Below are 25,996 nucleotides of genomic sequence, written 5' to 3'. Positions count from 1 at the left end.
CCGAGGGACCAGATGTCGGGCAGGCCGAGATCGATCCGGCGGATGCCGGCGTGGTCGAGGAGCGGATCGACGGGTCCCGGGATCGCCTGGATGTAGGTCACCGCGAGCCCGGCCTCGGCGAGCCCGCGGGCCGATTCCAGGGCCACCTTCTCGGCCCCGCCGCTGGCGGCCGCGAACTCGGCCAGGATCACGACATGCATGGTGACCCTCTCGGGGCGCGTCTCGGTCTCGGAGGCCGGCAGGATGGCAAAGACCGGTTTACGGGGGATCAACCGCGGCCGTTTACAGATCCCGGTCCCGGATCAGAGCGGCGGAATTCCTGACGTGCACGTCGTCCTCGTCGCAGACCATGCCGCGATCAACGGCGGCCAGGCCAAGGTCGCGATCGAATCCGCCCTGGGCCTCGCCGCCCGCGGGATCCGCGTCAGCCTGTTCGCCGCGGTCGGCCCGGTGGACCCCCGGCTGGAGGCCGCGGGCATCCGCGTGGTCTGCCTGGAGCAGGACGACGTCACCACGGCGCGCAGCAAGCTGGCCTTCGCCGCGCAGGCGATCTGGAACGGGCCGGCGCGCCGCGCCCTCGCGGCGGAACTCGCCGCCTGCGATCCCCGCGACACCGTGGTCCACGTCCACGCGTTCGCCAAGGCGCTCTCGCCGTCGATCGGCCCGGCGCTCCGGGCGTCGGGTCTGCCCTGCCTCTACACGATGCACGAGTTCTTCCTGGTCTGCCCGACGGGTGGATTCTACGCCTATCCGGAACAGCGGATCTGCCACCGCACGCCGATGTCGACCGCCTGCATCGGCGCGAACTGCGACGCGCGAAGCTACCCCCGCAAGGTCGCCCGCCTGATCCGCCACGTCGGCCTCGCCCAGGTGGCCCGCCTGCCGGAGCTATTCGGCCACGTCGTGACGATCAGCGACCTCCAGGAGAGCGTCGTCCGGCCGCTGATGCCGCGCAGGACCGTGTTCCACCGGGTCGACAACCCGATCGCGGTGGCGCAGGCGCCGGTGCACGACGGCCCGCCGGGCGACTTCCTCTTCGTCGGGCGGATCTCCACCGAGAAGGGCGCGCCGATCTTCGCCGAGGCCGCCCGGCGGGCGGGGGTGCGGGCGGTCTTCGTCGGCGACGGCCCCCAGCGGGCCGAACTCGCCGCGCGCTATCCCGAGGCCGCGATGCTCGGCTGGCGCGACGCCGCCGGCGTGCAGGCGCTGATGCGGCAGGCCCGGGCGCTGGTCTTCCCGAGCGTCTGGTACGAGGGCCAGCCGCTCACCGTGTACGAGGCCCTGGCCTGCGGCACGCCGGTGATCGTCAGCGATGCCTGCGCGGGTCGGGAGGCGGTGGTCGACGGCGAGACCGGCTTCTGGTTCCGTTCCGGCGATCCGGAGGCGCTGGCCGCCCCTCTGAGGCGGCTCGCCGATGACGGGCTCGCGGCCCGGATGGGCCGCGCCGCCCATGGCCGCTACTGGACGGCGCCCCTGAGCCTCGACGCGCATCTCGACCGGCTGGCACGGGTCTACGAGACCGTGATGCGCGGCGCCGATGCCCGCGGGCCGGTCGGGGTCCGGGCGGCCGGGCTGCCGCCCGCGACGGCCTGATGCCGCTTTCGGTTGGCGGTCGGGCGCCGCCGTCTTTGCGAGCGCAGCGAAGCAACCCAGGGCAGCGCCACGATGGCCGAGGTCGCGCTGCCCTGGGTCCCTTCGCTACGCTCGTGATGACGGTGTGGCCGCTTCGACGGAGACTCTGACCGGACGCCATCTCGCCTTCCGGCCGATCGATGCTCACACTGGAAAAATCGGAAACACCGGCCGCTGCCCGCGTTGATGCGCACCGGCACCTTGCGTGCCCCCGTCACGGACGAGTGAGCGCCATGGCCGAGGATCAGAAGCAGAACGAGACCAAGCCGGGCTTCCAGCAGGGCAGTGCCAAGCCGGGCAGTGCCAAATCGGGCGACGCCAAGAATCCCGAGAACAGGCAGGAGAAGCTGGACGAGCGCCTCGACGAAGCCCTGGAGGAGACGTTTCCGTCGAGCGATCCCGTCTCGGTGAAGATCACCAAGTAGGTCCCGGCCCGGGCGGCGCGAACCCGCCCGGTCGAAGACGGGTCCGGCGTCGGGGACGAGGCCGGACCCGAGACGCCCCTACGCGGCTTCGAGGAGGCGGCGGGCAATCACCTGGGCCTGGATCTCGGCCGCACCCTCGAAGATCGAGAGGATGCGCGCGTCGCACAGGATCCGGCTGACCGGGTATTCCAGCGCGAAGCCGTTGCCGCCATGGATCTGGAGGGCGTTGTCGGCCGCCGCCCAGGCGACGCGGGCGCCCAGCAGCTTGGCCATCCCGGCCTCCAGATCGCAGCGCTTGTCGGCATCCTTCTCGCGGGCCGAGAAGTAGGTGAGCTGTCGGGCGATGTTGATCTCCACCGCCATCATGGCGAGCTTGTCGGCGACCCGCGGGAAGCTGACCAGGGGCTTGCCGAACTGGACGCGCTCCTCGGCGTAGCGCAGGCCGACATCGAGGGCGGACTGGGCGACGCCGACGGCCCGCGCGGCGGTCTGGATGCGGGCCGATTCGAAGGTCTGCATCAGCTGGGCGAAGCCCTTGCCCTCGACCTCGCCGAGGAGGTTCGCGGCCGGCACCTCGAACCCCTCGAAGGCCAGCTCGTACTCCTTCATGCCGCGGTAGCCGAGCACCTCGATCTCGCCGCCCGACAGGCCCTGGACCGGGAACGGATCCTCGTCCGTCCCGCGGGGCTTCTCGGCGATCAGCATGGAGAGGCCCCTGTGGCCCTTCTCCTCGGGCTTGGTCCGGACCAGCACGGTCATGATGTCGGCGCGGACCGGGTGGGTGATCCAGGTCTTGTTGCCGGTTATTTTCCACGTATCGCCGTCCTTGACGGCCTTGGTGCGCAGGCTCGCGAGGTCCGAGCCCGTATTCGGTTCGGTGAAGACGGCAGTCGGCAAAATATCGCCCGCGGCGATCTTCGGCAGGAAGCGCTGCTTCTGCTCCTCGGTCCCGCCGCACAGGATCAGCTCGGCGGCGATCTCCGAGCGGGTGCCGAGCGAGCCGACGCCGATATAGGCCCGGGACAGTTCCTCCGAGACCACGCACATGGCGGTCTTGGGCAGGCCCATGCCGCCGTATTCCTCGGGGATCGTCAGGCCGAAGACGCCGAGTTCGGCCATCTTCTGCACGATCTCCATCGGGATGTAGGCGTTCTTCAGGTGCCATTCGTGCGCCTGATCCACCACCTCAGCCTTGCCGAAGCGGCGCATCTCGGAGCGGATCGCCTCCATGTCCTCGTCGAGGCCCGAGGCACCGACCGTGGCCGAGCCGCTGCCGTCGCGCATCTGCGCCACGAGGGCGGCACGATTCTCCGGCGTGTTGCCCTCGGCGATCAGGGTCTCGACGGCATCGGAGCGGTAGGACGCCACCTCCTTGGCGGTGAGGCCGAGCGAGCCGGTCGGACGGACCATTTCCGCCTGGCTCATCGGGATGCCGGAGAAGAGCTGGTCGAGATACTCGCCGGCGCCGATCCGGACGAGGAGCGACTCGGTCTCGCCGAACCGGCCCTCGGCCTGGAGGCGCTCGGCATAGCCGCCGAGTTCGCGGATCGCCTCCGCGTAGGTCGCGAGCCAGGCGAGCCCATGGGCGGCGTGCTGCTGCCCTTCGAGCTTGCCCGCATCGATCCGCCCGTCCGTCCCGAGGATCCGCGTGCGGACCCGGCGCGTGGCTTCCGCGACGAGGGCCTTGGCGCTCTCGCCGGCGGCCTTGGTCAGGGCCACGAGATCCTGCGGCTCGGTCTGGATGGCGGGGGATGCGGACATGGTTTTTTGCTCGCGTGGCGTCGTCTTGGATCGGGTCTTTTAACCTGTCGCGGTCCGGAGCCGAAGCAGATTTCGTTTGTGGCGTCTTGAACTGAAGTTGAATACCGGTCCCGCCGGTCCGACGGCCGTCCCACCGAAGTCAAGGGGCGCCCGGGGGGAGGATGCGCGCGGGTCCCGACATTGATGATCCGTGGTCCGGACCGCCGGAACGTGTCCGTCTCAGTGCCGCTGCTCGCAGCGCGTCTTCACGTAGGCGCCGTCCTCGCCCTTGAACCCGGAATTGGCCGCCAGCACCGGTCCCTGCACGAGGCATTCCTGAAGCGTGTGGGCGGGTCCGGTGACCACGTCGAGGGCGGTCTCGCGCGAACAATCCGGGGCCTGGACGGAGGCGGCGCAGATGAGGGCGACGACGATGATCGAGTTCATGGGACCTCCCGGATCGGCCCGGCTTCTCGGACGGCGGGCGCAATGAAGCGCAAGGCGCGGGCCCCCGTCCAGGTTCCAGCGCCGGGCGCTTCGTCACACGTGACGCGTCTCCGGGCCGCGCCGGGCCGTCAGGCCTGCGCGGCGAGATCCGCTCCGCCTTCGATCGCCTCCGGGCTCGGGACCCGGTTCTCACCGAGCCGGTGCAGGAAGGCCGTGAAGGCCGGATTGCGTCCGATGCTGCAGGCGGCCACCGCACGGCCATCCCGGACGTAGTAGGCGATGAAGTCGAGCGCCTCCGGATCGCCCTGCAGGATGATCCGCTCGAAATCCGGGGCGTAGCCGCCGTAATCCAGGCGCTTGTCGCCCTGGTTGCTCCAGAAGAAGGGCGCGCCGGCGAATCCGCCCGTCGCCCCCAGGATCGCCCGCGCGACATGCGTGCCGTGCTGCTGCGCCAGCCGCCAATGCTCGATCCGGGCCGTGAGCCCGCTTCCGCGTTCCGGGAAGGCCGCGATGTCGCCCGCGACCCAGACGCCGTCGGCGAGCTTCAGGTCGGCGCCGACCGGGAGACCGCCATGCGCATCCGGCTCGACCCCGGCGACGATCCCGGTCTCCGGCGCCGCGCCGGCACCGACGAGAACGATGTCGGCCGGCAGCCTCGTCCCGGTCTCGGTCTCCACCGCGGCGACGTGGGCGTCGCCGACGATCCGCGCGACGCTGCCGGTCACGAAGGTCACGCCGTTGCCCGCATGGTAGCGCTTCAGGGCCGCGCCCACGGCCTCGCCGAAGCGCTTGGCGAAGGGGATCTCCTCGCGGGACAGCACCGTCACCGAGAGCCCGCGCTTGGTCAGGAAGGCCGCCGCCTCCAGGCCGATGAAGCCCGCGCCGATGACCACCACGCGCTTGGCGTCCTCCGCCGCGGCGCTGAGCCGCACCGCATCGTCGAGGCTGCGCAGGGTCATGACGCTGTCGAGGTCCTTCCCCTCGAAATCGGGCGTCACGGCCCGGCTGCCGGTGGCGATCAGCAGCGCGTCGCCGGTGAGGACACGGCCGTCGGCCAGGGTGACGCTGCGGGCGGCCGGGTCGATCCGGGTCGCCGTGGCCTCGATGCGCGCGACCTGATGCGCGGCAGCGAAATCGGGCTCCAGCAGGGTCTTCTCCGGCGGCGTGGGCTTGGCCAGGAACTGCTTGGACAGCTTGGTGCGGTCGTAGGGCGGGTGCGCCTCGCGGCCGACCAGGGTTATCGCACCGGAAAAGCCCTCACGGCGCAGGGTCGTCACGCAGGCGGCCGCCGCCGCGCCGGTGCCGACGATCAGGACGTGGGACACGGGCGTCTGCGCGCGCTTGGCCGGGGCGGGCTCTGGGGTGAGCGTCGCCACCGCCTCGCCGCCCTCGATCCGAACCGGATACCGGGTCAGCGAATCCAGGGCCGGCGGCTCCTCCAGGCTGCCGTCGGCGAGGGCGAAGGCCGCCTTGTGCCAGGGGCAGTAGAGCCGGCCGCCGCAGATCTCGCCCTTGGCGAGCGGCGCCCCGAGATGCGGGCACTTGGCCTGGAAGGCGCGCACGCCGGACGCGTCGCGCACGAACAGCACCGCGTCCTCGCCCGCCTTGCCCTCGGCCTTGCCGCCCATCGGGATCGCGTCGAGGGCGAGGCGGATCTCGCGGGGCTTGTCCTGGTCCATGGTCTCCTGGTCCATGATCGCCTCGCTCGGTTGCCGGCAGGGCCGTCATGGCCCGCGCGCACCAAACCGCGAGGCCGCGAAGGGTTTCCGGGCCTTCGGTCGCAGCCCCGGCGGCTCAGCCCCGGCTCGCCACCGCCACGCCGAGGGCGGCGAGCGCCATGCCGGCCCCCTGCACGGGGGTCAGCACCTCGCCGAACAGCAGGTAGCCGAGGATCGCCGCCACCGGCGGCACCAGGAAGAACAGCGCGGCGACGCCCGCCACCGCGCCCCGCCGGATCAGCACCAGCAGCAGCAGGATCCCCGCCACCGAGTTGACCAGGACCGCCCAGGCGAGGCCGAGCCACAGGGGCGCCACCGGCTCGAAGGTCACGCTGCCGAAGGCGAGCGCGAGGGGAATCGCACAGGCCATGCCGCCGACGAACTGGAGCGTCGCGCCGGCCAGGAGATCGACCCGGCCGCCGGTGCGCTTCTGCCAGAGGGTGCCCAGCGTCAGCGCCAGGACCGCCAGGAGGCTGACAGCGAGCGCCCGCGGCGGGATCCCGGACGGGTCCGTGGCGCCGAGCTTCGGGGCGAGCACGAGGGCCGTGCCGGCAAAGCCCAGGAGGATGCCCACCGCCCGCCGCCCGCTGACACGCTCGCCGAGCAGCGGACGCGCCAGGAGGGCGGTGAGCAGCGGCTGGAGGCTGCCGACCAGCGCCGCGATCCCGGCCGGCAGCCCGTGGCTCACCGCCCAGAACACCCCCGACAGGTAGACCCCCTGCATCAGGAATCCCGCGATGACGGGGTCGCGCCAGCCCGCCCGGTCCCCCGGCCAGCGCACCCGGGAGGCCGCGGCGATCCCGGCCAGCACCAGGGCGACGGCCGTGAAGCGGACGGCCGTGAAGGCCAGCGGGTCGACGTGCGGCACCACCGCCCGGGCAGAGATGAAGCCCGTGGCCCAGATCGGGATGAACAGCGCCGGAAGGGCGCCGGACGCGAGACTCGACGGGCGTGCGGGCTTCAGCATGGCGTTATCTTAAGGGGCATCGCGGCGGCGAGGCGCAACAGCGATCCGCATCCGGTACCCCGGCGTGGCGCGGGCGCTTCACCGGTCGGCGATCGGGACCGGATCGGGCCGGCGGCGTTGACGGGCGGGCTCGGGCGCCGTTCATCGGCGGTCCGCTCCGCCCGAGGATCGTTGGACACCCGTGAAATCTCTCCGCAGCCGATTCGAGGTCGCGGGCCTCGCCGCGCAGCGCTTCGTCGCCCATGACGGCTGGGCGATCGCGAGCCACATCGCGCTCTCGACGCTGACGTCGCTGTTCCCGTTCCTGATCCTGCTGGCGGCGCTCGCCGGCCTGTTCGGCACGCAGTCGCTGGCCGACGAGGCCGGAATCCTGATCTTCGATGCGTGGCCGCGGGAGATCGCCAAGCCGATCGTCGGCGAGGTCCACCGGGTGCTCACCGAGCAGCGCAGCGGCGTGCTGACGCTGGGCGCCCTGTTCGCCCTGTACTTCTCCTCCTCGGGGGTCGAGAGCCTGCGGGTCGGGCTGAACCGGGCCTACGGCCTGCGGGAGAGCCGGCCCTGGTGGCTGACCCGGCTCGAATCGATCGGCTACGTGATCTGCGGCGCCTTCGCGATGCTGGCCTTCGCGCTGCTCGTGGTGCTGGGGCCGCTGATCTGGCGCAACGTCGTGCTGGTGGCGCCCGGGCTGGAGCCCCTGAGCCTCACGGTGGCGATCGGGCGGATCGGCGTCACGGCCCTGCTGCTGGCCGTCGTCCTGGTCATCGCCCACAAGTTCGTGGCGGCCGGGCGGCGCTCGATCCTGTCGGTGCTGCCGGGGATCGGGGTGACGCTCATCCTGTGGTTCTTCGCCGGCCTCGGCTTCGGCTACTACCTCGACCGGTTCTCCAACGCCTACGCGTCGACCTACGGCGGTCTGGCCACCGCGATGGTGTTCCTGGTGTTCCTCTACTGGCTCGCCGCCATGTTCCTGTTCGGCGGCGAGATCAACGGCACGGTGATCGCCGCCCGCCGCAGCCGCCTGCAGGCGAAGATGCTGGCCCGGCGGGCCGAGATGGAGGGACGATGGACCGGATCGAGCACCTGACGGTGCGCGCGAACGGCGCCGCTCTGCACGTCGCGCGCTGCGGCACGGGGGCGCCGCTGCTCCTGCTCCACGGCTGGCCGGAATACTGGCTGACCTGGGAGCCCGTGATGCGACGGCTCGCCGCCCGCCACACCCTGATCGCCCCGGATCTGCGTGGCTTCGGTGACAGCGACAAGCCGGAGGGTCCCTTCGGGCCGGCCGATCAGGCCGCCGACATGGTGGCGCTGCTCGACGCCCTCGGGATCGACCGCGCCGGCATCGTCGGCCATGACGTCGGCGGGGCGGTGATCCAGGCGCTGGCACGGGCGAACCCGGAGCGCTGCGCCGGCCTGTTCCTGTTCGACTTCGTCTATCCGGGGATCGGCCCCCGCCTGGGAGCACCGGACCGCCTCAGCGAGATCTGGTACCAGTCCTTCAACCAGATGGACCTGGCGGTGACGCTGGTGGGCGCCGGCCGGGCGAGCTGCGCCGCCTATATCGGCCACTTCCTGCGCCACTGGTCGCACCGGAAGGATGCGTTCGATCCGGTGCTGGACGCCTTCGTGGACACGTTCCTCAAGCCCGGCAACCTCGCGGGCGGCTTCGCGCATTACCGGGCCGCCCATGCCGGGCGGATCGCGATGCTCAAGGGCGAGGCCCCGCCCCTGCTCCCGATCGGCGTGCCGACCTGCGTGCGCTGGGCCGAGCACGATCCGATCTTTCCCTTTGCCTGGACCGACCGCCTGGGCGAGACCTTTTCCGATCTCGATCTGGCGCTCTTTCCGGGGGTGGGGCACTTCCCCCACCGGGAGGATCCCGACCGGGCGGCGGAGGCGATCGCGGGGTTCTTCAGGCGGATCGGGTGGGGGGACGCCGCACCCTGACCACGGCGTGCCCGCGGCAGACCGGCCTCACGCCGCCAGCGCCAGCCCGTCGTCGTCCTCCGCCTCCGCGGCCATGAACTGCGCCCGGGCGAGTTCGGCGAAGCGGCCGCCCTCGGCCACCAGCGCGTCGAAGGTCCCGGCCTCGACGATCCGGCCCTCGTGGAACACCAGGATGCGGTCGGCGTTGCGGATCGTCGCGAGGCGGTGGGCGATCACGAAGGTGGTCCGCCCCGCCATCACGGTCTCCAGCGCGCCCTGGAGCTTGCGCTCGGTGGCGGCGTCCAGCGCCGAGGTGGCCTCGTCGAGGATCAGGATCGGCGGGTTCTTCAGGAGCGCCCGGGCGATCGAGAGCCGCTGGCGCTCGCCGCCCGACAGCGACCGGCCGCGCTCGCCGATGACCGTGTCGAGCCCGGCGGGCTGGCGCGCCATGAAGGCGCTGGCCTGCGCCCGCTCCAGGGCATCGAGCATCTCGGCGTCGGTGGCGTCCGGGCAGCCGACCTGCAGGTTCTCGCGGATCGAGCGGGCGAACAGCATCGGCTCCTGGAACACCACGCCGATGTTGTGGCGCAGGGAGGCGAGGCCGACGTCGCGGATGTCCATCCCGTCGATGCGGATCGCACCGGCGGCCGGGTCGAAGCTGCGGTGCAGGAGCCCCAGCGTCGTCGACTTGCCCGAGCCGGTGGTGCCCACCAGGGCGATCGTCTCGCCGGGCCGCGCCGAGAACGAGACGCCGTCGAGGGCGCTGCGGCGGCCATCGTACGAGAAGGCGACGTCCTCGAAGGTGACTTCGCCCTCGAAGCGCGCGACCTGCCGGGCATGCGGCCGGTCGGCCACCGACGGGACGGTGTCGTAGATCTCGAAGAACTCGGCGATCTTGGGCGCCTGCTGGAACAGGCCGTTCACGAAGCCGACCACGTGGTCGAGGCGCGCCACGAAGGCGGTGGCGAGGCTCATGAAGGCCACGACCTCGCCCACCGTGGTGGTGCCGGCCTGGTAGAGCCAGATGCCGGTGACGAAGATCGCCGTCATGGTGATGGTCGCCGAGGCGCGGGTCGCCACGTTGGCGAGCGCCCACCAGGACAGGACCGGGATCTGCGCGGCCAGCAGGTTGGTGATGATGCCGCGCATCGCCTCCTTCTCGGCCTTGGCGCGGGTGAAGGACTGGATCACCGCGACGTTGCCGAGCGCGTCCGAGGCGTGGGCGGCGAGCCCCGAATTGAATTCCTCGACCTGCCCCTGGAGCGCCTCGGTCCGGCGCATCACGAACGTGGTGAGCGCCGTGAAGGCGAGCACCAGCACCACCAGGATCGAGCCGAGCTGCCAGTTGATGAACAGGGTCATCGGCAGGAGCACGCCGAGCGAGACCAGGGCGACGAGGTGGTCGCGGAAGAAGCCGAGCCACAGCCACGCCATGCCGTTCGTGCCCTCCAGCATCGCCTTCAGGACGCGGCCGGAATGGTTGGCCGAGTGGAAGGCGAGCGGCAGGTCGAGGACGTGCTCGAAGTAGCTCGCCATCGACGACAGGCGGTTGCGGTGGGCGAGCCGGTCGGCGTGGAGGGCGATGAACACGCCCGCCGCGATGGTGAAGAAGCCGAACGCCACCCAGGCGGCGAGCAGGGGCAGCATCGTGCCCATGGCGTCGCCGCCGCGCTGGAGATGGGTCAGCTGGTCGATGATCCGGCCCATCAGCAGGGGCTCGGCGAAGGCCGCGATCGCCAGCACGACGTTGGTCGCGGCCAAGCCTATGGCCAGCCGCCGCTCCGCCTTCAGGAATCCCAGGACCCGCCCGTACAGACGAACCATCTTACCGCTCCGCCACCCCTGGCGCGGCCCGTGTGACCCGGGTCTCACGCCGTCTCCGACGGGTCCCGCCCGGCCGGCATCCGTGCCGTATCCAGGTCAAACCCCTCTTGGGAAACGGGTATGCCGTCCCGCGCCTGAACGGGCGATGACGGACTGATACAGGTTGGAAACGGTCGTCTTTACGGTTCGTTCAGCAAGATTTCCTAATCCTGTGGGCAGCCCGGCCGTCTTCCGCCCCCGGGATCCGACTTTCCTGAACGAATCGGCATCGGGCTTCGCCTCATGGATCTCGCAACCGCACTCGGCCTGCTTTCGGGCCTCGGCGTCGTGGTCGGGCTGATCATGCTCGATGGCGGGCATTTCGGCGCCTACGCGTCGGAGCACGCGGTGGTGGTGGTGTTCGGCGGCGCGACCGCGGCCACGATGATCCGCTTCCCCTTCTCGGTGATCCTGCACGGCCTGCCCATGGGCCTGCGCTTCGCCTTCATGATGCGCTCGGTGAAGCCCCAGGAGCTGATCGAGGAGATCACCAAGATCGCCGACGTGGTGCGGAAGTCCGGCCCGATGGCGCTGGAGAACATGGAGATCTCCGACCCGTTCCTGGCCCAGGGCGCGCGCTACATCGCCGACGGCTACGACCGCGAGTTCATCCGCGACACGATGGAGCGGGACCGCGACAACTTCCTGATGCATCTCGACGAGGGCTCGAAGGTCTACCGCGCCTACGGCGACTGCGCCCCGGCCTGGGGCATGATCGGCACGATTCTCGGCATGGTGGCGATGTTCGCCAACATGTCCGACCCCTCGAAGCTCGGTCCCGCCATGGCGACCGCGCTGCTCGCCACCCTGTACGGCGCCGTGATCGCCAACCTGGTCACCCTGCCGCTGGCCGACAAGCTGCACGTGAAGCTCGAGGAGGAGGACGTGTCGCGCTCGCTGATCATCGACGGCATCCTGATGATCCGCGACCAGAAGAGCCCGACGCTGGTGCGCGAGATGCTGGTCGCCTACCTGCCGCACAACCATCGCGAGGCCCTGATGGAGCAGGCCGCGTAACATGGCCAAGAAGAAGCGCGGCGGCGCCCATGGCGGCCACGGCTGGTTCGTCACCTTCGCCGACCTGATGGCGCTGCTGATGAGCTTCTTCGTGATGGTCGCGGCCTATTCCACGCAGGACCAGAAGAAGATGCAGATGGTCGCGGGCTCGATGCGCGACGCCTTCGGCGTCAACAAGGAATCGAAGTTCGCCGGCATCATCGAGTCCGACGGCCTGCCGGCGGCCGACCACGTGAAGTACCTGCGCGACATCCCCCCCGAGCAGGCCACCGACCGCACGACCCCGTCGCGGCTCAACAAGAGCAGCGAGTTCGGCCTCACCGACACCGGGGAGCCCGAGAATTTCGGCCTCGCGGCCGCCTCCCTGCGGCAGGCCCTGCAGAGCCTGCCGGACTTCGCAGAGCTGTCCAAGAACGTCGTGATCGCCAAGACCGAACACGGGCTCGACGTGTCGATCGTCGACCAGGACGGGCGCTCGATGTTTCCGGAGGGCTCGACCCGGCCCAACGACCGCACCCGCCAGCTCCTGGAGAAGCTCGGGCCGGCCCTGCGGCAGTTGCCCAACCGCATCGCCGTCACGGGTTACACCGCCTCGGACCGGCCCGGCCGGCGTCCGGCCGCGCCCCCCTGGGAGCTGTCGGCGGGCCGCGCGGTCAGCGTCCGAGAGATCCTGGCGGGGGCGGGCGTCCCGGACGACCGGTTCGCGTCGGTCGCCGGCAAGGCCGACACCGAGCCGATGTTCCCCGACAATCCCTACATCCCGGCCAACCGCCGCGTGACCGTGACCCTGCTCAAGGAGGCGCCGCCGGTGCCGAACGTGAAGGGGCTGCCGTAGGGACCTCCGCGGCGGCCGCAGCGTCCAGGAGCGCGATCGCGATCCGACCGCGCCGTCCGGATGGGGCGCGGGTCCCCGCTCCCGCGCGGCAGCGCGTCGCGCCCCGCCCGGGCTGAAGCGGGACCATCATCGCCCCGGTCGCGCACGCCTACTTGGCCGTGAGCAGCGCCCAGTAGACCTTGTACTTCGAGCCCGGCGCGTAGGCGGTGGCGATCCCCATCTTGGTCGCCCGGGGCGCCAGCATGGTGGCGTCGTGCGGGGGGCTCTCGCGCCAGCCGGAGAAGGCCTCGGCCAGGGTGTGGTAGCCCGCCGAGAGGTTGGCGTTCACGTCCGCGTAGCCGAGCCGCTCCACGGCGCCCTTGACGGTCTGTGCCCGGCTCGGCCGGTCGGCCAGCGCCATCGCGGCCGCCTCGGCCTCGGCGAGCCGCTGCAATTCGGGATCGACCGTCAGCGGCGGCGCGCCGCGATTGCGGCGATAGGACGAGATCATGTCGCGGGCCGCCTCGACGTCGACATGCGCGCTGTTGCTGGCCAGCGGCAGGTAGATGCTCGGCAGCGCCGCGCTGGTCGGCGCCTKGCTGGCGCAGCCGCCGAGCACCGCCGCGGCGGCCAGCGCGACCGCGCCCGTCCCCCGCCGCAGCATCCGGCCGAGCCCGCGTCCAGCCTGTCGACCGTCCCGATCGCGTCTCTTCACGTCTCACCCGCCTCCGCGACGGCCCCGCCGCCCGGACAGCATATAGGCGCGCGCCGGCCGACGCGCACGGCCGGTTAGGGCTTCCTCAAAGGCCTTGCGCCTAATCTCGCCCGGACATGACCACCGAGCGTTCCCCTGCCCTGGCGGAAACGGCCCCCGATCCAGCTATCGGCGGGAGCGCCGCGGCGTCGGCGCTGCTCGGGCCGGCCCCCGCCCCTGACTCCCACGCCGGGCCGGAGCGCGCGTTGCAGCAGGCGGTCATCCGGCAGCAGGCCGGTCTGCTGGCGCGCCAAGAGTATGCTCTGGCGCATCAAGCGTGCGTGCTGGCGCATCAGGAGCGCGTGCTGGCGGCGACCGGGACAGGCCTGTGGTCCTGCAGACTGGCCGACGGCGCCCTCGAATGGTCCGGGGGCGTCCACGACCTGTTCGGCATCCCCTGGGGCAGCGCGCTGCACCGCGAAAAAATCCTGGACTTCTACGAGCCGGCCTCGCGGCGCCTGCTGGAGACGATCCGCCAGCGGGCGATCACCGGGCAGGCGAGCTTTCGGCTCGATGCCGAGATCCGCACCGCCGGGGGCCGGCCGCGCTGGATCCGGATCCGCGCGTCGGTCGAGACCGAAGGCGGTCGGGCCGCCCGGCTCTTCGGGACCAAGCAGGACATCACGGAGGAGATCGCCCGGCTGTCCGAGCTGAGCCGGCGCGCCGACCGCGACCCCCTCACCGGGCTGGCGAACCGCCGCGCCTTCGAGGCGCAGTTCGACGCCGGGACGGCCGGCTCCGCCCCGGATCCCCTCGGCGCCCTGATCCTCATCGACCTCGACGGGTTCAAGCCGGTCAACGACGTCTACGGCCACGCGGCCGGTGACCTGTGCATCCAGCGGTCCGCCGCGCGGCTCGCCGCCGTCTGCGGGGATGCGGCGCTGGTGGCGCGCATCGGCGGCGACGAATTCGCCGTGCTCGTGCGGGCGCCCGTGGACCCCTGCGCCCTGGCCCAGAGCGGCCGGCACATCGTCGCCGCGCTGAGCCGGCCGATCCCGTATCGCGGCCACGTCCTGCGGATCGGCGCCTCCGTGGGGATCGCGACGGGCGGCGGCTCCCGGACCCGGCTGTTCGGCCGGGCGGACGCGGCGCTCTATGCCGCCAAGGCTGCGGGCGGGAACGCCGTCCGGCTCGCGGCCGGCGGCGGCCGGTCAGCCGCCGGCGCTGCGCAGGCCGCGGTCACGCTGGGCGCGGGCTGAATCGCCGCCCTCGGGCGCCGCCGCCGGCAGGATGAAGCGGCTGGCGATCTCGCCCATGGCGCTCTGCATCGTGTCGAGGCCCTGCACGGTCACGATGCTGGAGCCGGGGCCGAGGGGCGGGATGAAGGACGCCTCCGACAGGGTCGCGAAGACGGAGAAGTTCAGGTCGGTCAGCACCTTCTGGCCGAGGCTGACGTCGACGATCCAGACCAGCAGCTCGAATTCCAGGAACGGGTCGCCGATCTTCTTGAACACCACCCGGGGCGCGGGATCCTTGAGCACGTCGGCATGGGCCTGCGCGCAGCCGACGATCATCTCGGCGGCCCGTACCGGATCCTGGTTGCGCAGCACGCTGACCGTGATGCTGACCCGGCCCGAGCGGTCGCCCCGCACCCGGTTCTTGACGACCCCGGAGATCAGATTGGAGTTCGGCACGATCACGGCCGAGCGGTCGAAGGTCTGGATCTCGGTGGAGCGCACCGAGATCCGCTTCACGATGCCCTCCTGGTCGCCGATCACCACCTGGTCGCCGACCCGGATCGGGCGCTCCCAGAGGAGCAGCAGGCCGGAGACGAAGTTGTTGACGATCGACTGCAGACCGAAGCCGATACCGACCGACAGGGCGCCGGCCACGATGGTGAGCTTCTCCAGGCTCAGGCCCAGATACGAGAAGGCGAGCGCCAGCGCGATCAGGAAGCCGCAATAGCCCGCCACCGTGGTGATGGAGTTGCGCAGGCCCGCGTCGAGGTCGGTGGCCGGCAGGTAGGTGTTCTCCAGCCAGCGCTGCACCCCGCGGGTGATGAACACGCCGACCATCAGGATGCCGATCCCGAAGGCGATGCTCGAGAGCGAGATCGTGACGTCGCCGACCTTGAAGCCGAAGAAGGCCTGCCGGACCGACGAGACGATGTCGGTGGAGTCGAGCCCCCAGGGCGCCAGCACGAGGACCGCGGCCGCCAGGAACAGGACGAGCCGGGTGGCGCCGGTCGTCAGGACCGAGATCTGGTTGAGCGAGCGCTTGCGCAGGCCGGTATTGGCCTGGAGCGTGGTGGCGAGCCGGGTCTCGTCGCTGAGCGCGCGGCCGACGAAGATGTCGACGCTCTGGACCAGCAGGTAGAGCAGCACGAGGACGGCCGCGTCCCAGATCAGCTGGTCGATCAGGAAGGCCGCGAAGGCGACGTAGCCCACCAGCGCGCCGAGCCCGATCAGCGCCACCGCGGCCCAGCCGAGCAGCCGCGCCGGCCCGCCGATGCCCGTGGTGGTCTTGGTCGGCACGTAGGGGCCGAAGCAGGCCTCCTCCTCCTGCTCGGTATCGGCGAACCGGTGCAGGCCGACCGCCAGGATCAGGGCCGTAGCCACGGCGCCCAGGCCCCGCGTGGCGATGGAGATCGGCAGGGCCGCCGAGATCCCGGAATTCAGGGCCTCCACGGACTTCACCACGGTGATCACCGTGGCGATGCCGACCGCGAGGCGGGTCAGGCGCGTGGCCGCCGCGTCGCTCACCGGGGCGGGCCGCCACGCCGGTTTCTCGGGGCTGAGCAGCCCGTCGCAGAGGGCCTCCACGAAGGCGATGAAGGCGAGCCCCCCGAGGATCGCGGCCGCCACCGGCAGGAGCCGGGACGGCAGCAGGTTGGTGGCGTCCAGGGCGTAGTAGACCGCGTAGGAGCCGGCCACCGCCGGCACCGTGCCGAGCAGGATCACCCGCCAGGCGGCGAGCATCACGGCGCGCCGCGACGGATCGGTCCGGGCCGCGTCCCGGCGGGCGCCCCGGGGGGCGATGTTGCGCCGGCCGAAATACAGCGCGATCGAGATCCCGAAGGCGAGCCCCAGGAGCAGCAGATTGCCGATGCTGCCGTTGCGGGTGAACAGCAGCCCGATATCGGAGACCGCGCTCTGGAGGGCGCGCGTGTCCCGGGGCACGTCGCTCATCACCTTGGTCCAGAGGCCCGGGCCGGCCAGGGGCTGGGAGCGCTGGAACAGGTCGCGGGTGAAGGATTCGCGGCGCCGGTTCGAGACCCGGTCGACGATCTGGTCGCCCTGCACCACCAGGGATCGGGCGAGGCGCTGGGTCTCGTCGATGCGGGTGACCGCGGCCTCGCGCTCCACGCGCTGCTGGGCCACGTCGGCGCTCTCCTGGGTATCCTTCGGCTTCGGGCCGAGCTGGGCGAGCCGCTCGCGCGCGGCCTCGAGCGGCGCGTCGAGCCGGGTGACCAGGGTGCGGATCTCCTCGGTGACGGTGGCGGCGCTGTCGCGGATGGCGGTGAGGTCGACCACCGTCAGGTCCGTATGACCGAGCTGCTTCTCGCGGGCGTCGAGTTCGGCCTTGGCGGCGTCGAGCTTGGCCCGGACCACCTTGAACTGCTCGGGGACCTCGACTGGGGCGGCGGCGGGCGGGGCGGCGGGCTTCGCCGCGGGCGACTTGGTCTCCTGGGATTTGGCGTCCGTGGCCTTGGCGTCCGTGGCCTTGGCGTCCGTGGCCTTGGCGTCCGTGGCCTTGGCATCGGCGGGCTTGTCGCCCGCGGACTTGCCGGCGGCCGCCGGATCCTGGGCGCGGGCCGGCAGGGGCAGGGCCGCCGGGGTTCCGAACACCAGCGCGGCGAGCAGGGCAAGCACGAGGGACGGGCGCGGGGCGCCCTGCGGCGGCCGGGTCCGCGCTGGGATACGATGCATGAGCAACCTCTCGTCGGGCGCGCGGCGGCCGGTCGGAATCCGGCCTCGGCGAATCGGCGGCGATCGGGGACCGGGCAGGCCTCCTGGCGGCCCGCCGCTCTGGGCGAGCAATAGGGCGAAACCGTGCCCCTGCCCGCCCCGGGCCGGATTCGGCGCCGGCCGGCCGGCTGTGGGTGCGTCCCCGCGGCCCATCCGGAAAAGCTTCACAAGGGTGTCACGCTGGGATTAGATGAACACCTGATGGACAGGGCCTTTTCGTTGCTACGCGAAAGGGCGCGGCTGGTGGCGATACCGGCCCGGCCCGGCCGCGTTCCGGATGCTACCGCCTCGACCGGCGCCCCCGCGCGCCGGCCCGCCGCCCTGTTGTTCCCTCCGCCTCTCCCGTCAAGCCGTCGTCCCGCGCGCCGGCTCGTCCTGCATCGGCCCCCGGCCGGTTCGGACGGGCCGGCGGGGCGCAGGCGTGGTCCCGCGCGTTCCCCGCGCCAGAGCCAGTCCGAAGAGTCCCGCCGATGATGGATCTCCAAACCCTCGTCCTGAATGCGGATTACCGGCCGCTCTCGTACAATCCGCTCTCCCTCTGGTCGTGGAAGGACGCCTTCACGGCCCTGTTCCTCGATCGCGTCACCCTGGTGGCGAGCTACGACGTCGAGGCGCGCTCGCCCTCGCGGTCCCTGCGCGTGCCGAGCGTGGTGGCCCTGAAGAACTACGTGGCGCTCGCCCGCAGCCCGGCCTTCACCCGCTACAACATCTACCTGCGCGACGGGTTCAGCTGCCAGTATTGCGGCCTGCGGCTGCCCTCGGGGGGCCTGACCTTCGACCACGTGGTGCCGCGCTCGAGGGGCGGCCTGTCGAGCTGGGAGAACGTCGTGGCGGCCTGCTCGCCCTGCAACCTGCGCAAGGCCAACCGCACGCCGGCCGAGGCGGACATGCCGCTGATGACCGAGCCGCGCCGGCCGACGCGCTACGAGCTGCACCACCGGCAGCCCGAGTTCGACCACCGCCAGTACCACCACACCTGGCTCGACTACCTGTACTGGGACAGCGAGCTGGAGAGCTGAGGCCGACCCGCGGCCGTCACCACGCCGGCTCGCGGCGGGGCGGCTCGTTGTACATCGGGACGTTGTGGTTGCGCGGCAGGTAGCCACGCACCAGCACGGTCGGCGGGACGGCCGGCACAGGCCGCACCCGCAGAACGTGCGGGGCCGGGGAACGGACCGTAATGCGCCGCCCGGATCCGGCGGAGGCCGGTCCATGGGCGAGCACGAGACCGACGAGGAGTGCCGTGCGGGCCGTCAGGGACCGCGGTGCGAGGAGACGGTCTGTCATGGTCGGGATCCGGCCGGTGCGGGAGGCGTGATCAGAACTTCACGGCCGCGCCGCCCCGGACGGTGTTCAACTCGGCCTTGTGGCCGTTGAAGTCCTGGAACCGCACGTACTGGTACTCGCCGCGCACCAGGATGTTGGGCGTGATGGCGTATTCCAGGCCGAAGCCGAGCGCGACGCCGCCGATGGTCTTGGTCCGCGCATTGGCCGTCAGGGTCGTCGGCGCGTACGGGATGGTCTGGACACCCTGTCCGGCCGGCGTCGAGCGGTTGAGGGGGAAATTCGGATTGAAGCTCGCGTAGCCGTGATTGTAGACCGCCGCGGGAAGCCCGGTCGTTAGGGCCTGGTTCGCCGCGTAGGTGGTGGCGCTGTAACCGTAATTCTGGACCGCCACGGTGTCGTTGATCGTCACCTGGCCGATCGCCGCGCCGGCGGTGACGTAGGGGAGCAGGTTGCCGAACGCGTAGCCGGCCCGGGCTCTGATGCTGCCGTAATCGTCGATGCGCGTGTTCGACGTTCCGGACAGATACACGGTCTCGGAGTTGCCTCCGGATGTCGTCACGATGCGGCTGATACTGTTGGTCGACCAGCTGTTCTGGTCCGTGTGCGTGTAGTCGGCCTCGATACCGAGGACGATGTCGTCGAACTGCACGTTGAACCCGGCGAAGGCGCCGAAGCTGGCTCCATGCGTCCGGGTCCCGGGGAGCGACAGGAATTTCGAGACGCTGAACTCGCTCTCGATATCGCGATAGCTGAAGTAGTTCGCCAGCGTGGACTGCATCGCGTCGCGCTGCGCGAGGCCACCCGAGGTATACCCCCCGTGGCCGCCCAGATACACGCCGCTCCAGTCGACCACCGGAGCCGGGACCGGGTCGTACTCGGCGCCGCGCAGGTAATCGTAATCCAGATCGGCGGCCCGGGCGGTGTTCATGCCGCAGAGACCGAGAACCGCCAGCAGCGGGAAGGTGACGGTACGCATCGGGATCGCCCTGGGACTGGAAGAGACGGTCGGCGGATCGGGCCTCGATACGGTGATAAGCCGGTAACCTTAATTCTCCGTTGCTCGATCCCAATATCTGTATCCCGATTCGGTCTGTCCGTGACTTCGCGGGCCATGAATCCGAACTGTCCCCGTGGGCCGCGAGGCGGTTCGGAAACGCGAAACGGCGCGGAGACCCTCCGCGCCGTCATCGCTGGCCGGTCCGATCGCGCGCGGTGCGCGACCGGGATGTGATCCGCCCGTTCTCAGTACTTGCGCACCAGCGGGCCGGGGACCGGCTCCGGCATCAGCGGCGGCAGCGGCGCTGCGACGAGGCCGCCGAGGTAGTAGCGCAGGCCGATCTTCACGTCGTGCGCCTCGATGTCCTTGACCTTGATCGCCTGCAGGCTGCCGGTGCAGCACGGCACGAAGCCCGGTCCGGTCTCGGCCTTGCCGAGGTTCAGGTAGCGGTAGGCCAGCTCGATCTTCAGCGCGTCGGTCACGTTGTAGGCGAGACCGGCATGGAGCGCCCAGGCGAAGCTGCCGCTGGTCTTGTCCTTGTAGAACTTGCTGCCGCTGTTGGTGTTGTAGACCGCGTTGCCGTTCGCGTCGTAGACCGGGGCGTAGTTGTAGGACGGTTGTCCGCAGCCGCAGCCGTAGATCGGGTTCCCATAATCGTAGCCGTAGGTCGGGCTGGTGAACTGCTGGTTGGTCGAGTAGCTCGAGACATGGTTGAAGGCGTAGCCGACGCCGCCGCCGATGAACGGCGTGATGCCGTACCAAGTGCCGAGGTCGAAATAGGCGTTGGCGAGGACCACCGCGGAATCGAAGTGCCCGCTCGACTTGTTCACCCCGTACGAGCCGAGGCCGTTGTCGAAATCCGGACCCTTGTAATACTCGCTGCCGCGCAGGCCGGTGGAGTAGCGGTACTCGCCGGTGATGTCGCCGCGCAGGAACGGGGTGAACTGGTAGCCGACGCCGACGCCCGCGAAGCCGCCGCCGCCGACCGCGTTGCCGAAGGCGCGGTTGGACTCGGCATAGCCGGTGTAGTCGTAGGCGTCGCTGTAGCGCGGACGGGTGTAGATGCTCGCGCCGACGTCGCCGCGCAGGTACCAGCCGCCGCCGACCTCGATCGGCGGGGGCGGAGGCGGCGGGGGCGGCGGAAGCATCAGATCCGCGGCCGCGGCGAGGCAGGGCGCGCCGACGCTCGCCGCGAGCGTCAGGCTACGCACCAAAGCGTTCAGCTTGGAGCGGGCCATAGGGATTCCTTCACTGGACTCGTGAGCCGGACGCGCGGCGTGCGGTCTCGGGGTACGGCGTGAAGGATGCGAGCAACGTCTTAAATCCGGCTTAACGTTAAATGTTAGGCTTGCACATCCGTTGCCGACCTGTCGAAGCGGTCATTCGGGCGCGCGTTGCTTGTCTCCGTGGCATCAGCTCGCCACATCGCCTCTTCACGTCGGTCCGGTTCATCTGTCGTGGAAGGAATCCATGAGCGATCCGATCACCGCCGCCCGGGCGCCCGGGCCTCGAACGGGCTGAGACCGGCATGGGTCCCGAGGACGTGCGCATCCTGGCGCTGATGCTGCCCGAGGCGGTGGCCGGCGCCCACAGCGGCAACCCGGATGTCCGGGTCGGCGGCCGGGTCTTCGCGACCCTGTGGGTCGAGGAGGCGCGGGTGGTGCTGCGCCTCGCGCCCGCGGATCAGGCCGCCCTGTGCGAGGCCGAGCCGGACCTGTTCACGCCCCTGGACGGCGCCTGGGGGCGCCGGGGCTGGACCAATCTCGACCTCGACCCCTGCGCGGAGGAGATCCTGCGGGCGGCGCTGCTGGCGGCGTGGCGGACGACCGCACCCGCGGAGCTGCGCGCCGCCTACGAACCGGCCTGACCGGTCAGGCCGCGGCCCGGGCGACGGCGTCGACCACCTCGTCGACCACCGCGGTGACGAGGCCGCGGTCGTCGCCCTCGGCCATGACGCGGATCACCGGCTCAGTGCCCGAGGGGCGGATCACCAGGCGGCCGGCATTGCCGAGCCGCTCGCGGGCGTGCTCGATGGCGCTGACCACGCTGTCCTGGCGCAGGGGCTCGCCGCTGCCGTAGCGGACGTTCTTGAGGATCTGCGGCAGCGGATCGAAACAGTGGCAGACCTCGCTCACCGGCCGGCCCTGGCGCTGCACCACGCTCAGGAGTTGCAGCGCCGCCACGAGGCCGTCGCCGGTGGTCGTGTAGTCCGACATGATGATGTGGCCGGACTGCTCGCCGCCGAGATTGTAGCCGTGCGCGCGCATGTGCTCGAGGACGTAGCGATCGCCCACGGCGGTGCGGGCCAGCGTCAGCCCGAGGCCGCCGAGATAGCGCTCCAGGCCGAGATTCGACATGATCGTGGCGACCACGCCTGGCTGCGTGAGGCGCTCGTCCTCCTGCCAGGAGCGCGCCACGACGGCCATGAGCTGGTCGCCATCGACCACCTGCCCCTTCTCGTCGACGATCAGCACCCGGTCGGCGTCGCCGTCCAGGGCGATGCCGATATCGGCCCGGCGCTCGCGGACCATGTCGACCAGCGCGGCCGGGGCGGTCGAGCCGACATCCCGGTTGATGTTGAACCCGTCCGGCTCGGTGCCGATGGCGATGACCTCGGCACCGAGTTCCCACAGGGTCTCGGGGGCGACCCGGTAGGCCGCGCCGTTGGCGCAGTCGACCACCACCCGCAGCCCGTCCAGGGTCACCTGCCGCGGCAGGGTCCGCTTGGCGAACTCGATGTAGCGGGCATGCACGCTCTCGATGCGCTTGGCCCGGCCGAGGTTGTTCGAGCCGGAGAGGCGCTTGTGCATGTCGGCGTCGATCAGCCCCTCGATCTCGTGCTCGATCGCGTCGTTGAGCTTGAACCCGTCGGGGCCGAACAGCTTGATGCCGTTGTCCTCGAACGGGTTGTGCGAGGCCGAGATCATCACGCCGAGATCGGCCCGCATGGAGCGGGTCAGCATCGCCACGGCCGGCGTCGGCACAGGCCCGAGCAGCAGCACGTCCATGCCCACCGAGGTGAAGCCCGCCACAAGGGCGGTCTCGATCATGTAGCCGGAGAGGCGCGTGTCCTTGCCGATCACCACCCGGTGCCGGTGGTCGCCGCGCTGGAACACGAGCCCGGCGGCCTGCCCGACCTTGAGGGCGAGCTCCGGGGTGATCACCCCGTTGGCCCGGCCCCGGATGCCGTCGGTTCCGAAATACTTGCGCACCATCACGTCTCCGGCGCCCGGTTTCGCTGACCGGGCACAGCTTAGCAGATTATCGCGCCCGCAGGCGGCTCACCGGCCGGCAGAGTCAATGGGGTGGTCCCCGACAAAGGCGGTCGAAATGGGGCGCCCGGCGCGCTGCAGGAGCCGCGGCGCCGAGGCAGAGACCAGCGCGAGGCCCGCGACGGTCAGCAGGCCGAGCACGAGCCGGCGGAAGGCGACCTCGCTGATGCCGAGATAGATCCGGGTGCCGAGCAGGGTCGGGACCAGCATCGCCGGCAGGATCACCGCCAGCATCGGCAGCGTCGCCCGGGTGACGAGCCCCGCGGCGAGGTAGGTCGCCAGGGTCACGCTGAGCATCGCGAGGTTGAAGTTCTGGATCACCGAGCGCTGCACGTCGCGCTCGTAGCGGCGCAGGGTGCACCAGAGGGTCGGCAGCACGCCCGTGAAGCCGCCGAGCCCGCCCATCATCCCGCCGCCGAGGCCCACCGCGGCGTCGGCGAGCCGGCCGCCGGCCGTGATCCGCGGCAGGTTCCGGGCGAGCAGCATGGTCGGGCACCAGACCATGAGCAGGAGGCCGAGGACCATCTTGAACCCGTCGGCGTCGAGCCGCGGCAGCAGGAGGACGCCGAGGGGGATGCCGGCGAGGCCGCCGAGGATGAAGGGCGCAAGGCGCCTGGGCTCGAACCCGCGCCGGACCGAGACCGCCGCGATGACCTGGCCCGTGAAGGCACCGGAGACGGCGAGCACGGCGGCGAGCTGCGGGTCGATCACCCAGGCCCAGAACGACAGGGCGGTGAGCCCGAACGCGAAGCCCGACAGACCCTGCACGAAGCCGGCGACGACGGCGCCCAGGGCGACGACGAGATAGGTCGAGACCGGCATCGGGATCTCGCTACGGCCTGTGGAACGGGTTCTGTGTTCCCGATTCGTCGGACGACGCCGAGCCTCCGGCCAAGCTGACGGCGTCGATCCGCCGACAGGAGGGCCGGTTTGTCACGGGCGATGCGCCGATGATCACGCGTTGCGGGCGGACACCGCCGCTGATGAGAGAGTGCAACGCGCCCCCACTCCCGTGCGGGAGAGGGTCGGGGTGAGGGATACGACGGACCAGGATCGGGCGGACCATCCCCGCGTAGCCGCGTCGAGGCACGCTCGGACCGGCCTGATCCCTCACCCTGTCCCTCTCCCGCCCGGGAGAGGGAACCTGCGCCCGATCCTGAGAGCGCACCGCCGACGGAGGCATCGGCGCTGCAGGCCCGCTGCGGGCGGCTGCAAGGACCGCGGCAGCGACGCCTGAAATCGCCGCACGGCACGAAAAAGGGCGCCTCGCGGCGCCCCTTCCGATGGTCGTCAACGCCAGTGCCTCAGGCCTGCGGCTGCGGCTCCAGGCCACCGTCGCTCTCCTTCGGCCGTCCCCGCCCCGCCGAGGGGACCGAGGAGCCCCGGGCCGGGGTCGGCGGCACGTCACCGCCGTCGCGGATCGGCGGCTGGCCGCGGAGGAGGTTGCGGATCTCGTCGCCCGAGAGCGTCTCGTATTCGAGCAGCCCCTGCGCCAGGGCCTCCAGGTCGTCCTTGTGCTCGGCCAGGATGCGGCGCGCTTCCTCCAGACCGGTCTCGACGAGACGGCGCACCTCGGCATCGATCTTCTGGGCGGTCGACTCGGAGACCGATTGCTGCCGGCCCATCGACATGCCGAGGAAGACCTCGTCGTTGTTGTCGCCGTACGCCACGGTGCCGAGCTCGGGCGAGAAGCCCCAGCGGGTCACCATCATCTTGGCGAGCCGGGTCGCCTGCTCGATGTCCGACTGGGCGCCGGAGGTCACCTTGTCGGGGCCGAAGGTCATCTCCTCGGCGATGCGGCCGCCCATCATGATCGCCAGCCGCGAGGTCATCTGCTCGAAGCTCATGGAGAGCTTGTCGCGCTCCGGCAGCTGCATGACCATGCCGAGCGCCCGGCCACGCGGGATGATGGTCGCCTTGTGCACCGGGTCGGTCGCCGGGACGTTGAACGCCACGATGGCGTGGCCGCCCTCGTGATAGGCGGTCAGCCGCTTCTCGTCCTCGGTCATCACCAGGGTGCGCCGCTCCGCGCCCATCATGACCTTGTCCTTGGCGTCCTCGAACTCGTGCATCGTGACGATGCGCTTGCCCCGGCGGGCCGCCAGCAGGGCCGATTCGTTGACGAGGTTCATCAGGTCGGCGCCCGAGAAGCCGGGGGTGCCGCGGGCGATGACCTTGAGATCGACATCGGGGGCCAGCGGCACCTTGCGGACGTGGACCCGCAGGATGCGCTCGCGGCCGGTGACGTCCGGGTTCGGCACCATGATCTGGCGGTCGAACCGGCCGGGCCGCAGCAGGGCCGGGTCGAGCACGTCGGGGCGGTTGGTCGCCGCGATGATGATCACGCCCTCGTTGGCCTCGAACCCGTCCATCTCCACGAGGAGCTGGTTCAGGGTCTGCTCGCGCTCGTCGTTGCCGCCGCCGAGGCCGGCGCCGCGGTGGCGGCCGACCGCGTCGATCTCGTCGATGAAGATGATGCAGGGCGCGTTCTTCTTGGCCTGCTCGAACATGTCGCGCACGCGGCTGGCGCCGACACCCACGAACATCTCGACGAAGTCGGAGCCCGAGATCGTGAAGAACGGCACGTTGGCCTCGCCCGCGACCGCCCGGGCGATCAGGGTCTTACCGGTGCCGGGCGGGCCGACGAGCAGCACGCCGCGGGGGATCCGGCCGCCGAGCCGCTGGAACTTCTGGGGGTCGCGGAGGAATTCCACGATCTCCTGGAGATCTTCCTTCGCTTCTTCGACGCCCGCGACGTCGTCGAAGCTGACGCGCCCGTGGGCCTCGTTCAGGAGCTTCGCCTTCGATTTGCCGAAGCCCATGGCGCGGCCGGCGCCGGACTGCATCTGGCGCGAGAGGAAGATCCAAGCGCCGATGAAGACCAGGATCGGCAGCCAGCTCACCAGCAGCTGGATGAACCAGGGGGTGTTGTCGGACGGGGGACGGGCGGTGATCTGGACGCCCTTGCCCTGGAGCTTGGAGACCAGGCTCGGGTCGTTGGGCGCGTAGCTCGTGAAGTTGCCGCCCCCGACATAGGTGCCGGACACATCCTGCCCGGAGATCACCACCGACTGGATCTTGCCGGAATCGGCATCGTTGAGCAGCTGGCTGTAGGCGATCTCGCTGCCGCCGCCCCGGTGCCCCGGGTTCTGGAACAGGGTGACGAGGGCCAGCACCAGCAGGAAGATGACGACCCACAAGGCAAAGTTGCGAAAATTCGGGTTCATCG

The 25,996-nt window shown here is 70.9% G+C and carries 22 protein-coding genes and 1 pseudogene; 9 read left to right on the top strand and 14 right to left on the bottom strand.

Translation table 11 applies throughout. The annotated features are described in order from the left end of the window. A pseudogene (locus AC1DXK_RS13030) lies at positions 1–200 on the bottom strand (glycosyl transferase family 1); the annotation flags it as partial. A 124-nt stretch (positions 201–324) separates the two neighbouring features. Here AC1DXK_RS13030 and AC1DXK_RS13025 point away from each other — a divergent pair. Both AC1DXK_RS13025 and AC1DXK_RS13020 read left to right on the top strand, forming a co-directional pair. Then, the gene (locus AC1DXK_RS13025; protein ID WP_457107391.1) at positions 325–1,593 is read left to right on the top strand and encodes a glycosyltransferase family 4 protein; all 1,269 of its coding nucleotides are present in this window, start codon (positions 325–327) and stop codon (positions 1,591–1,593) included. Between the two features lie 272 nt (positions 1,594–1,865). Further along, the gene (locus AC1DXK_RS13020; RefSeq protein ID WP_457107390.1) at positions 1,866–2,057 is read left to right on the top strand and encodes a hypothetical protein; all 192 of its coding nucleotides are present in this window, start codon (positions 1,866–1,868) and stop codon (positions 2,055–2,057) included. 78 nt (positions 2,058–2,135) lie between these two features. Here the strand turns inward: AC1DXK_RS13020 and AC1DXK_RS13015 are convergent, their stop codons facing one another. The 4 genes from AC1DXK_RS13015 to AC1DXK_RS13000 all read right to left on the bottom strand — a co-directional run bounded on the left by AC1DXK_RS13015 (position 2,136) and on the right by AC1DXK_RS13000 (position 6,929). Then, positions 2,136–3,818 carry an acyl-CoA dehydrogenase family protein gene (locus tag AC1DXK_RS13015; protein WP_457107389.1) on the bottom strand — a complete coding sequence of 561 codons (1,683 nt, stop codon included), beginning with the start codon at positions 3,816–3,818 and terminating at the stop codon, positions 2,136–2,138. A 219-nt stretch (positions 3,819–4,037) separates the two neighbouring features. Beyond that, entirely contained in the window at positions 4,038–4,244 is a 207-nt protein-coding gene (locus tag AC1DXK_RS13010; RefSeq protein WP_457107388.1) for a hypothetical protein, read from the bottom strand. Positions 4,245–4,372: 128 nt separating this feature from the next. Continuing rightward, positions 4,373–5,938, bottom strand: coding sequence for an FAD-dependent oxidoreductase (locus AC1DXK_RS13005; RefSeq protein ID WP_477297966.1), 1,566 nt, complete (start codon positions 5,936–5,938; stop codon positions 4,373–4,375). Between the two features lie 100 nt (positions 5,939–6,038). Continuing rightward, positions 6,039–6,929: a DMT family transporter gene (locus AC1DXK_RS13000; RefSeq protein WP_457107386.1), complete on the bottom strand. Its 891-nt coding sequence runs from the start codon at positions 6,927–6,929 to the stop codon at positions 6,039–6,041. 181 nt (positions 6,930–7,110) lie between these two features. Here AC1DXK_RS13000 and AC1DXK_RS12995 point away from each other — a divergent pair, with 181 nt between their 5' ends. Further along, entirely contained in the window at positions 7,111–8,013 is a 903-nt protein-coding gene (locus AC1DXK_RS12995; protein WP_457107385.1) for a YihY/virulence factor BrkB family protein, read from the top strand. Continuing rightward, positions 7,992–8,876: an alpha/beta fold hydrolase gene (locus tag AC1DXK_RS12990; RefSeq protein WP_457107384.1), complete on the top strand. Its 885-nt coding sequence runs from the start codon at positions 7,992–7,994 to the stop codon at positions 8,874–8,876. Before AC1DXK_RS12995 ends, AC1DXK_RS12990 begins: the two co-directional genes overlap by 22 nt. 27 nt (positions 8,877–8,903) lie before the next feature. Here the strand turns inward: AC1DXK_RS12990 and AC1DXK_RS12985 are convergent, their stop codons facing one another. After that, entirely contained in the window at positions 8,904–10,679 is a 1,776-nt protein-coding gene (locus AC1DXK_RS12985) for a glucan ABC transporter ATP-binding protein/ permease (protein ID WP_457107383.1), read from the bottom strand. Between the two features lie 282 nt (positions 10,680–10,961). Between AC1DXK_RS12985 and AC1DXK_RS12980 the strand changes: the two genes are divergently transcribed. After that, positions 10,962–11,735: a motility protein A gene (locus AC1DXK_RS12980; RefSeq protein ID WP_457107382.1), complete on the top strand. Its 774-nt coding sequence runs from the start codon at positions 10,962–10,964 to the stop codon at positions 11,733–11,735. A gap of 1 nt (position 11,736) precedes the next feature. Further along, positions 11,737–12,570 carry an OmpA/MotB family protein gene (locus AC1DXK_RS12975; RefSeq protein WP_457107381.1) on the top strand — a complete coding sequence of 278 codons (834 nt, stop codon included), beginning with the start codon at positions 11,737–11,739 and terminating at the stop codon, positions 12,568–12,570. Positions 12,571–12,718: 148 nt separating this feature from the next. Here the strand turns inward: AC1DXK_RS12975 and AC1DXK_RS12970 are convergent, their stop codons facing one another. After that, complete coding sequence (locus AC1DXK_RS12970; RefSeq protein WP_477297969.1) at positions 12,719–13,213, bottom strand: CAP domain-containing protein; 495 nt, start codon at positions 13,211–13,213, stop codon at positions 12,719–12,721. A 167-nt stretch (positions 13,214–13,380) separates the two neighbouring features. Between AC1DXK_RS12970 and AC1DXK_RS12965 the strand changes: the two genes are divergently transcribed. Next, positions 13,381–14,502, top strand: coding sequence for a diguanylate cyclase domain-containing protein (locus AC1DXK_RS12965; protein ID WP_477297963.1), 1,122 nt, complete (start codon positions 13,381–13,383; stop codon positions 14,500–14,502). Here AC1DXK_RS12965 and AC1DXK_RS12960 read toward each other — a convergent pair. After that, positions 14,455–17,172 carry a DUF3772 domain-containing protein gene (locus AC1DXK_RS12960; protein WP_457107379.1) on the bottom strand — a complete coding sequence of 906 codons (2,718 nt, stop codon included), beginning with the start codon at positions 17,170–17,172 and terminating at the stop codon, positions 14,455–14,457. The genes AC1DXK_RS12965 and AC1DXK_RS12960 overlap by 48 nt on opposite strands. 509 nt (positions 17,173–17,681) lie before the next feature. Here AC1DXK_RS12960 and AC1DXK_RS12955 point away from each other — a divergent pair. Then, a complete protein-coding gene (locus AC1DXK_RS12955) occupies positions 17,682–18,230 on the top strand; it encodes an HNH endonuclease (RefSeq protein WP_091716345.1) in 549 nt (182 codons plus the stop codon). Positions 18,231–18,246: 16 nt separating this feature from the next. Here AC1DXK_RS12955 and AC1DXK_RS12950 read toward each other — a convergent pair whose 3' ends face one another. From AC1DXK_RS12950 to AC1DXK_RS12940, 3 genes are all read right to left on the bottom strand, one after another. Continuing rightward, positions 18,247–18,498: a hypothetical protein gene (locus AC1DXK_RS12950; protein ID WP_457107378.1), complete on the bottom strand. Its 252-nt coding sequence runs from the start codon at positions 18,496–18,498 to the stop codon at positions 18,247–18,249. Between the two features lie 31 nt (positions 18,499–18,529). Then, the gene (locus AC1DXK_RS12945; protein ID WP_457107377.1) at positions 18,530–19,474 is read right to left on the bottom strand and encodes an outer membrane protein; all 945 of its coding nucleotides are present in this window, start codon (positions 19,472–19,474) and stop codon (positions 18,530–18,532) included. Positions 19,475–19,740: 266 nt separating this feature from the next. After that, entirely contained in the window at positions 19,741–20,733 is a 993-nt protein-coding gene (locus tag AC1DXK_RS12940; RefSeq protein WP_457107376.1) for an outer membrane protein, read from the bottom strand. 290 nt (positions 20,734–21,023) lie between these two features. Here AC1DXK_RS12940 and AC1DXK_RS12935 point away from each other — a divergent pair, with 290 nt between their 5' ends. Then, complete coding sequence (locus AC1DXK_RS12935) at positions 21,024–21,362, top strand: MmcQ/YjbR family DNA-binding protein (protein ID WP_457107375.1); 339 nt, start codon at positions 21,024–21,026, stop codon at positions 21,360–21,362. Between the two features lie 4 nt (positions 21,363–21,366). On the opposite strand, the gene glmM is transcribed toward AC1DXK_RS12935, so the two are convergent. From glmM to ftsH, 3 genes are all read right to left on the bottom strand, one after another. After that, complete coding sequence (gene glmM, locus AC1DXK_RS12930) at positions 21,367–22,707, bottom strand: phosphoglucosamine mutase (protein WP_457107392.1); 1,341 nt, start codon at positions 22,705–22,707, stop codon at positions 21,367–21,369. Between the two features lie 69 nt (positions 22,708–22,776). Then, positions 22,777–23,589, bottom strand: coding sequence for a sulfite exporter TauE/SafE family protein (locus tag AC1DXK_RS12925; RefSeq protein WP_457107374.1), 813 nt, complete (start codon positions 23,587–23,589; stop codon positions 22,777–22,779). Positions 23,590–24,071: 482 nt separating this feature from the next. Next, positions 24,072–25,994 carry an ATP-dependent zinc metalloprotease FtsH gene (gene ftsH / locus AC1DXK_RS12920; RefSeq protein ID WP_457107373.1) on the bottom strand — a complete coding sequence of 641 codons (1,923 nt, stop codon included), beginning with the start codon at positions 25,992–25,994 and terminating at the stop codon, positions 24,072–24,074. Between the last annotated feature and the right edge of the window lie 2 nt (positions 25,995–25,996).

This window comes from Methylobacterium sp. P3_A11, assembly GCF_056403155.1.
The sequence above is the reverse complement of the archived record's forward strand: the minus strand, read 5'-3'. Positions and strand labels throughout refer to the sequence as shown.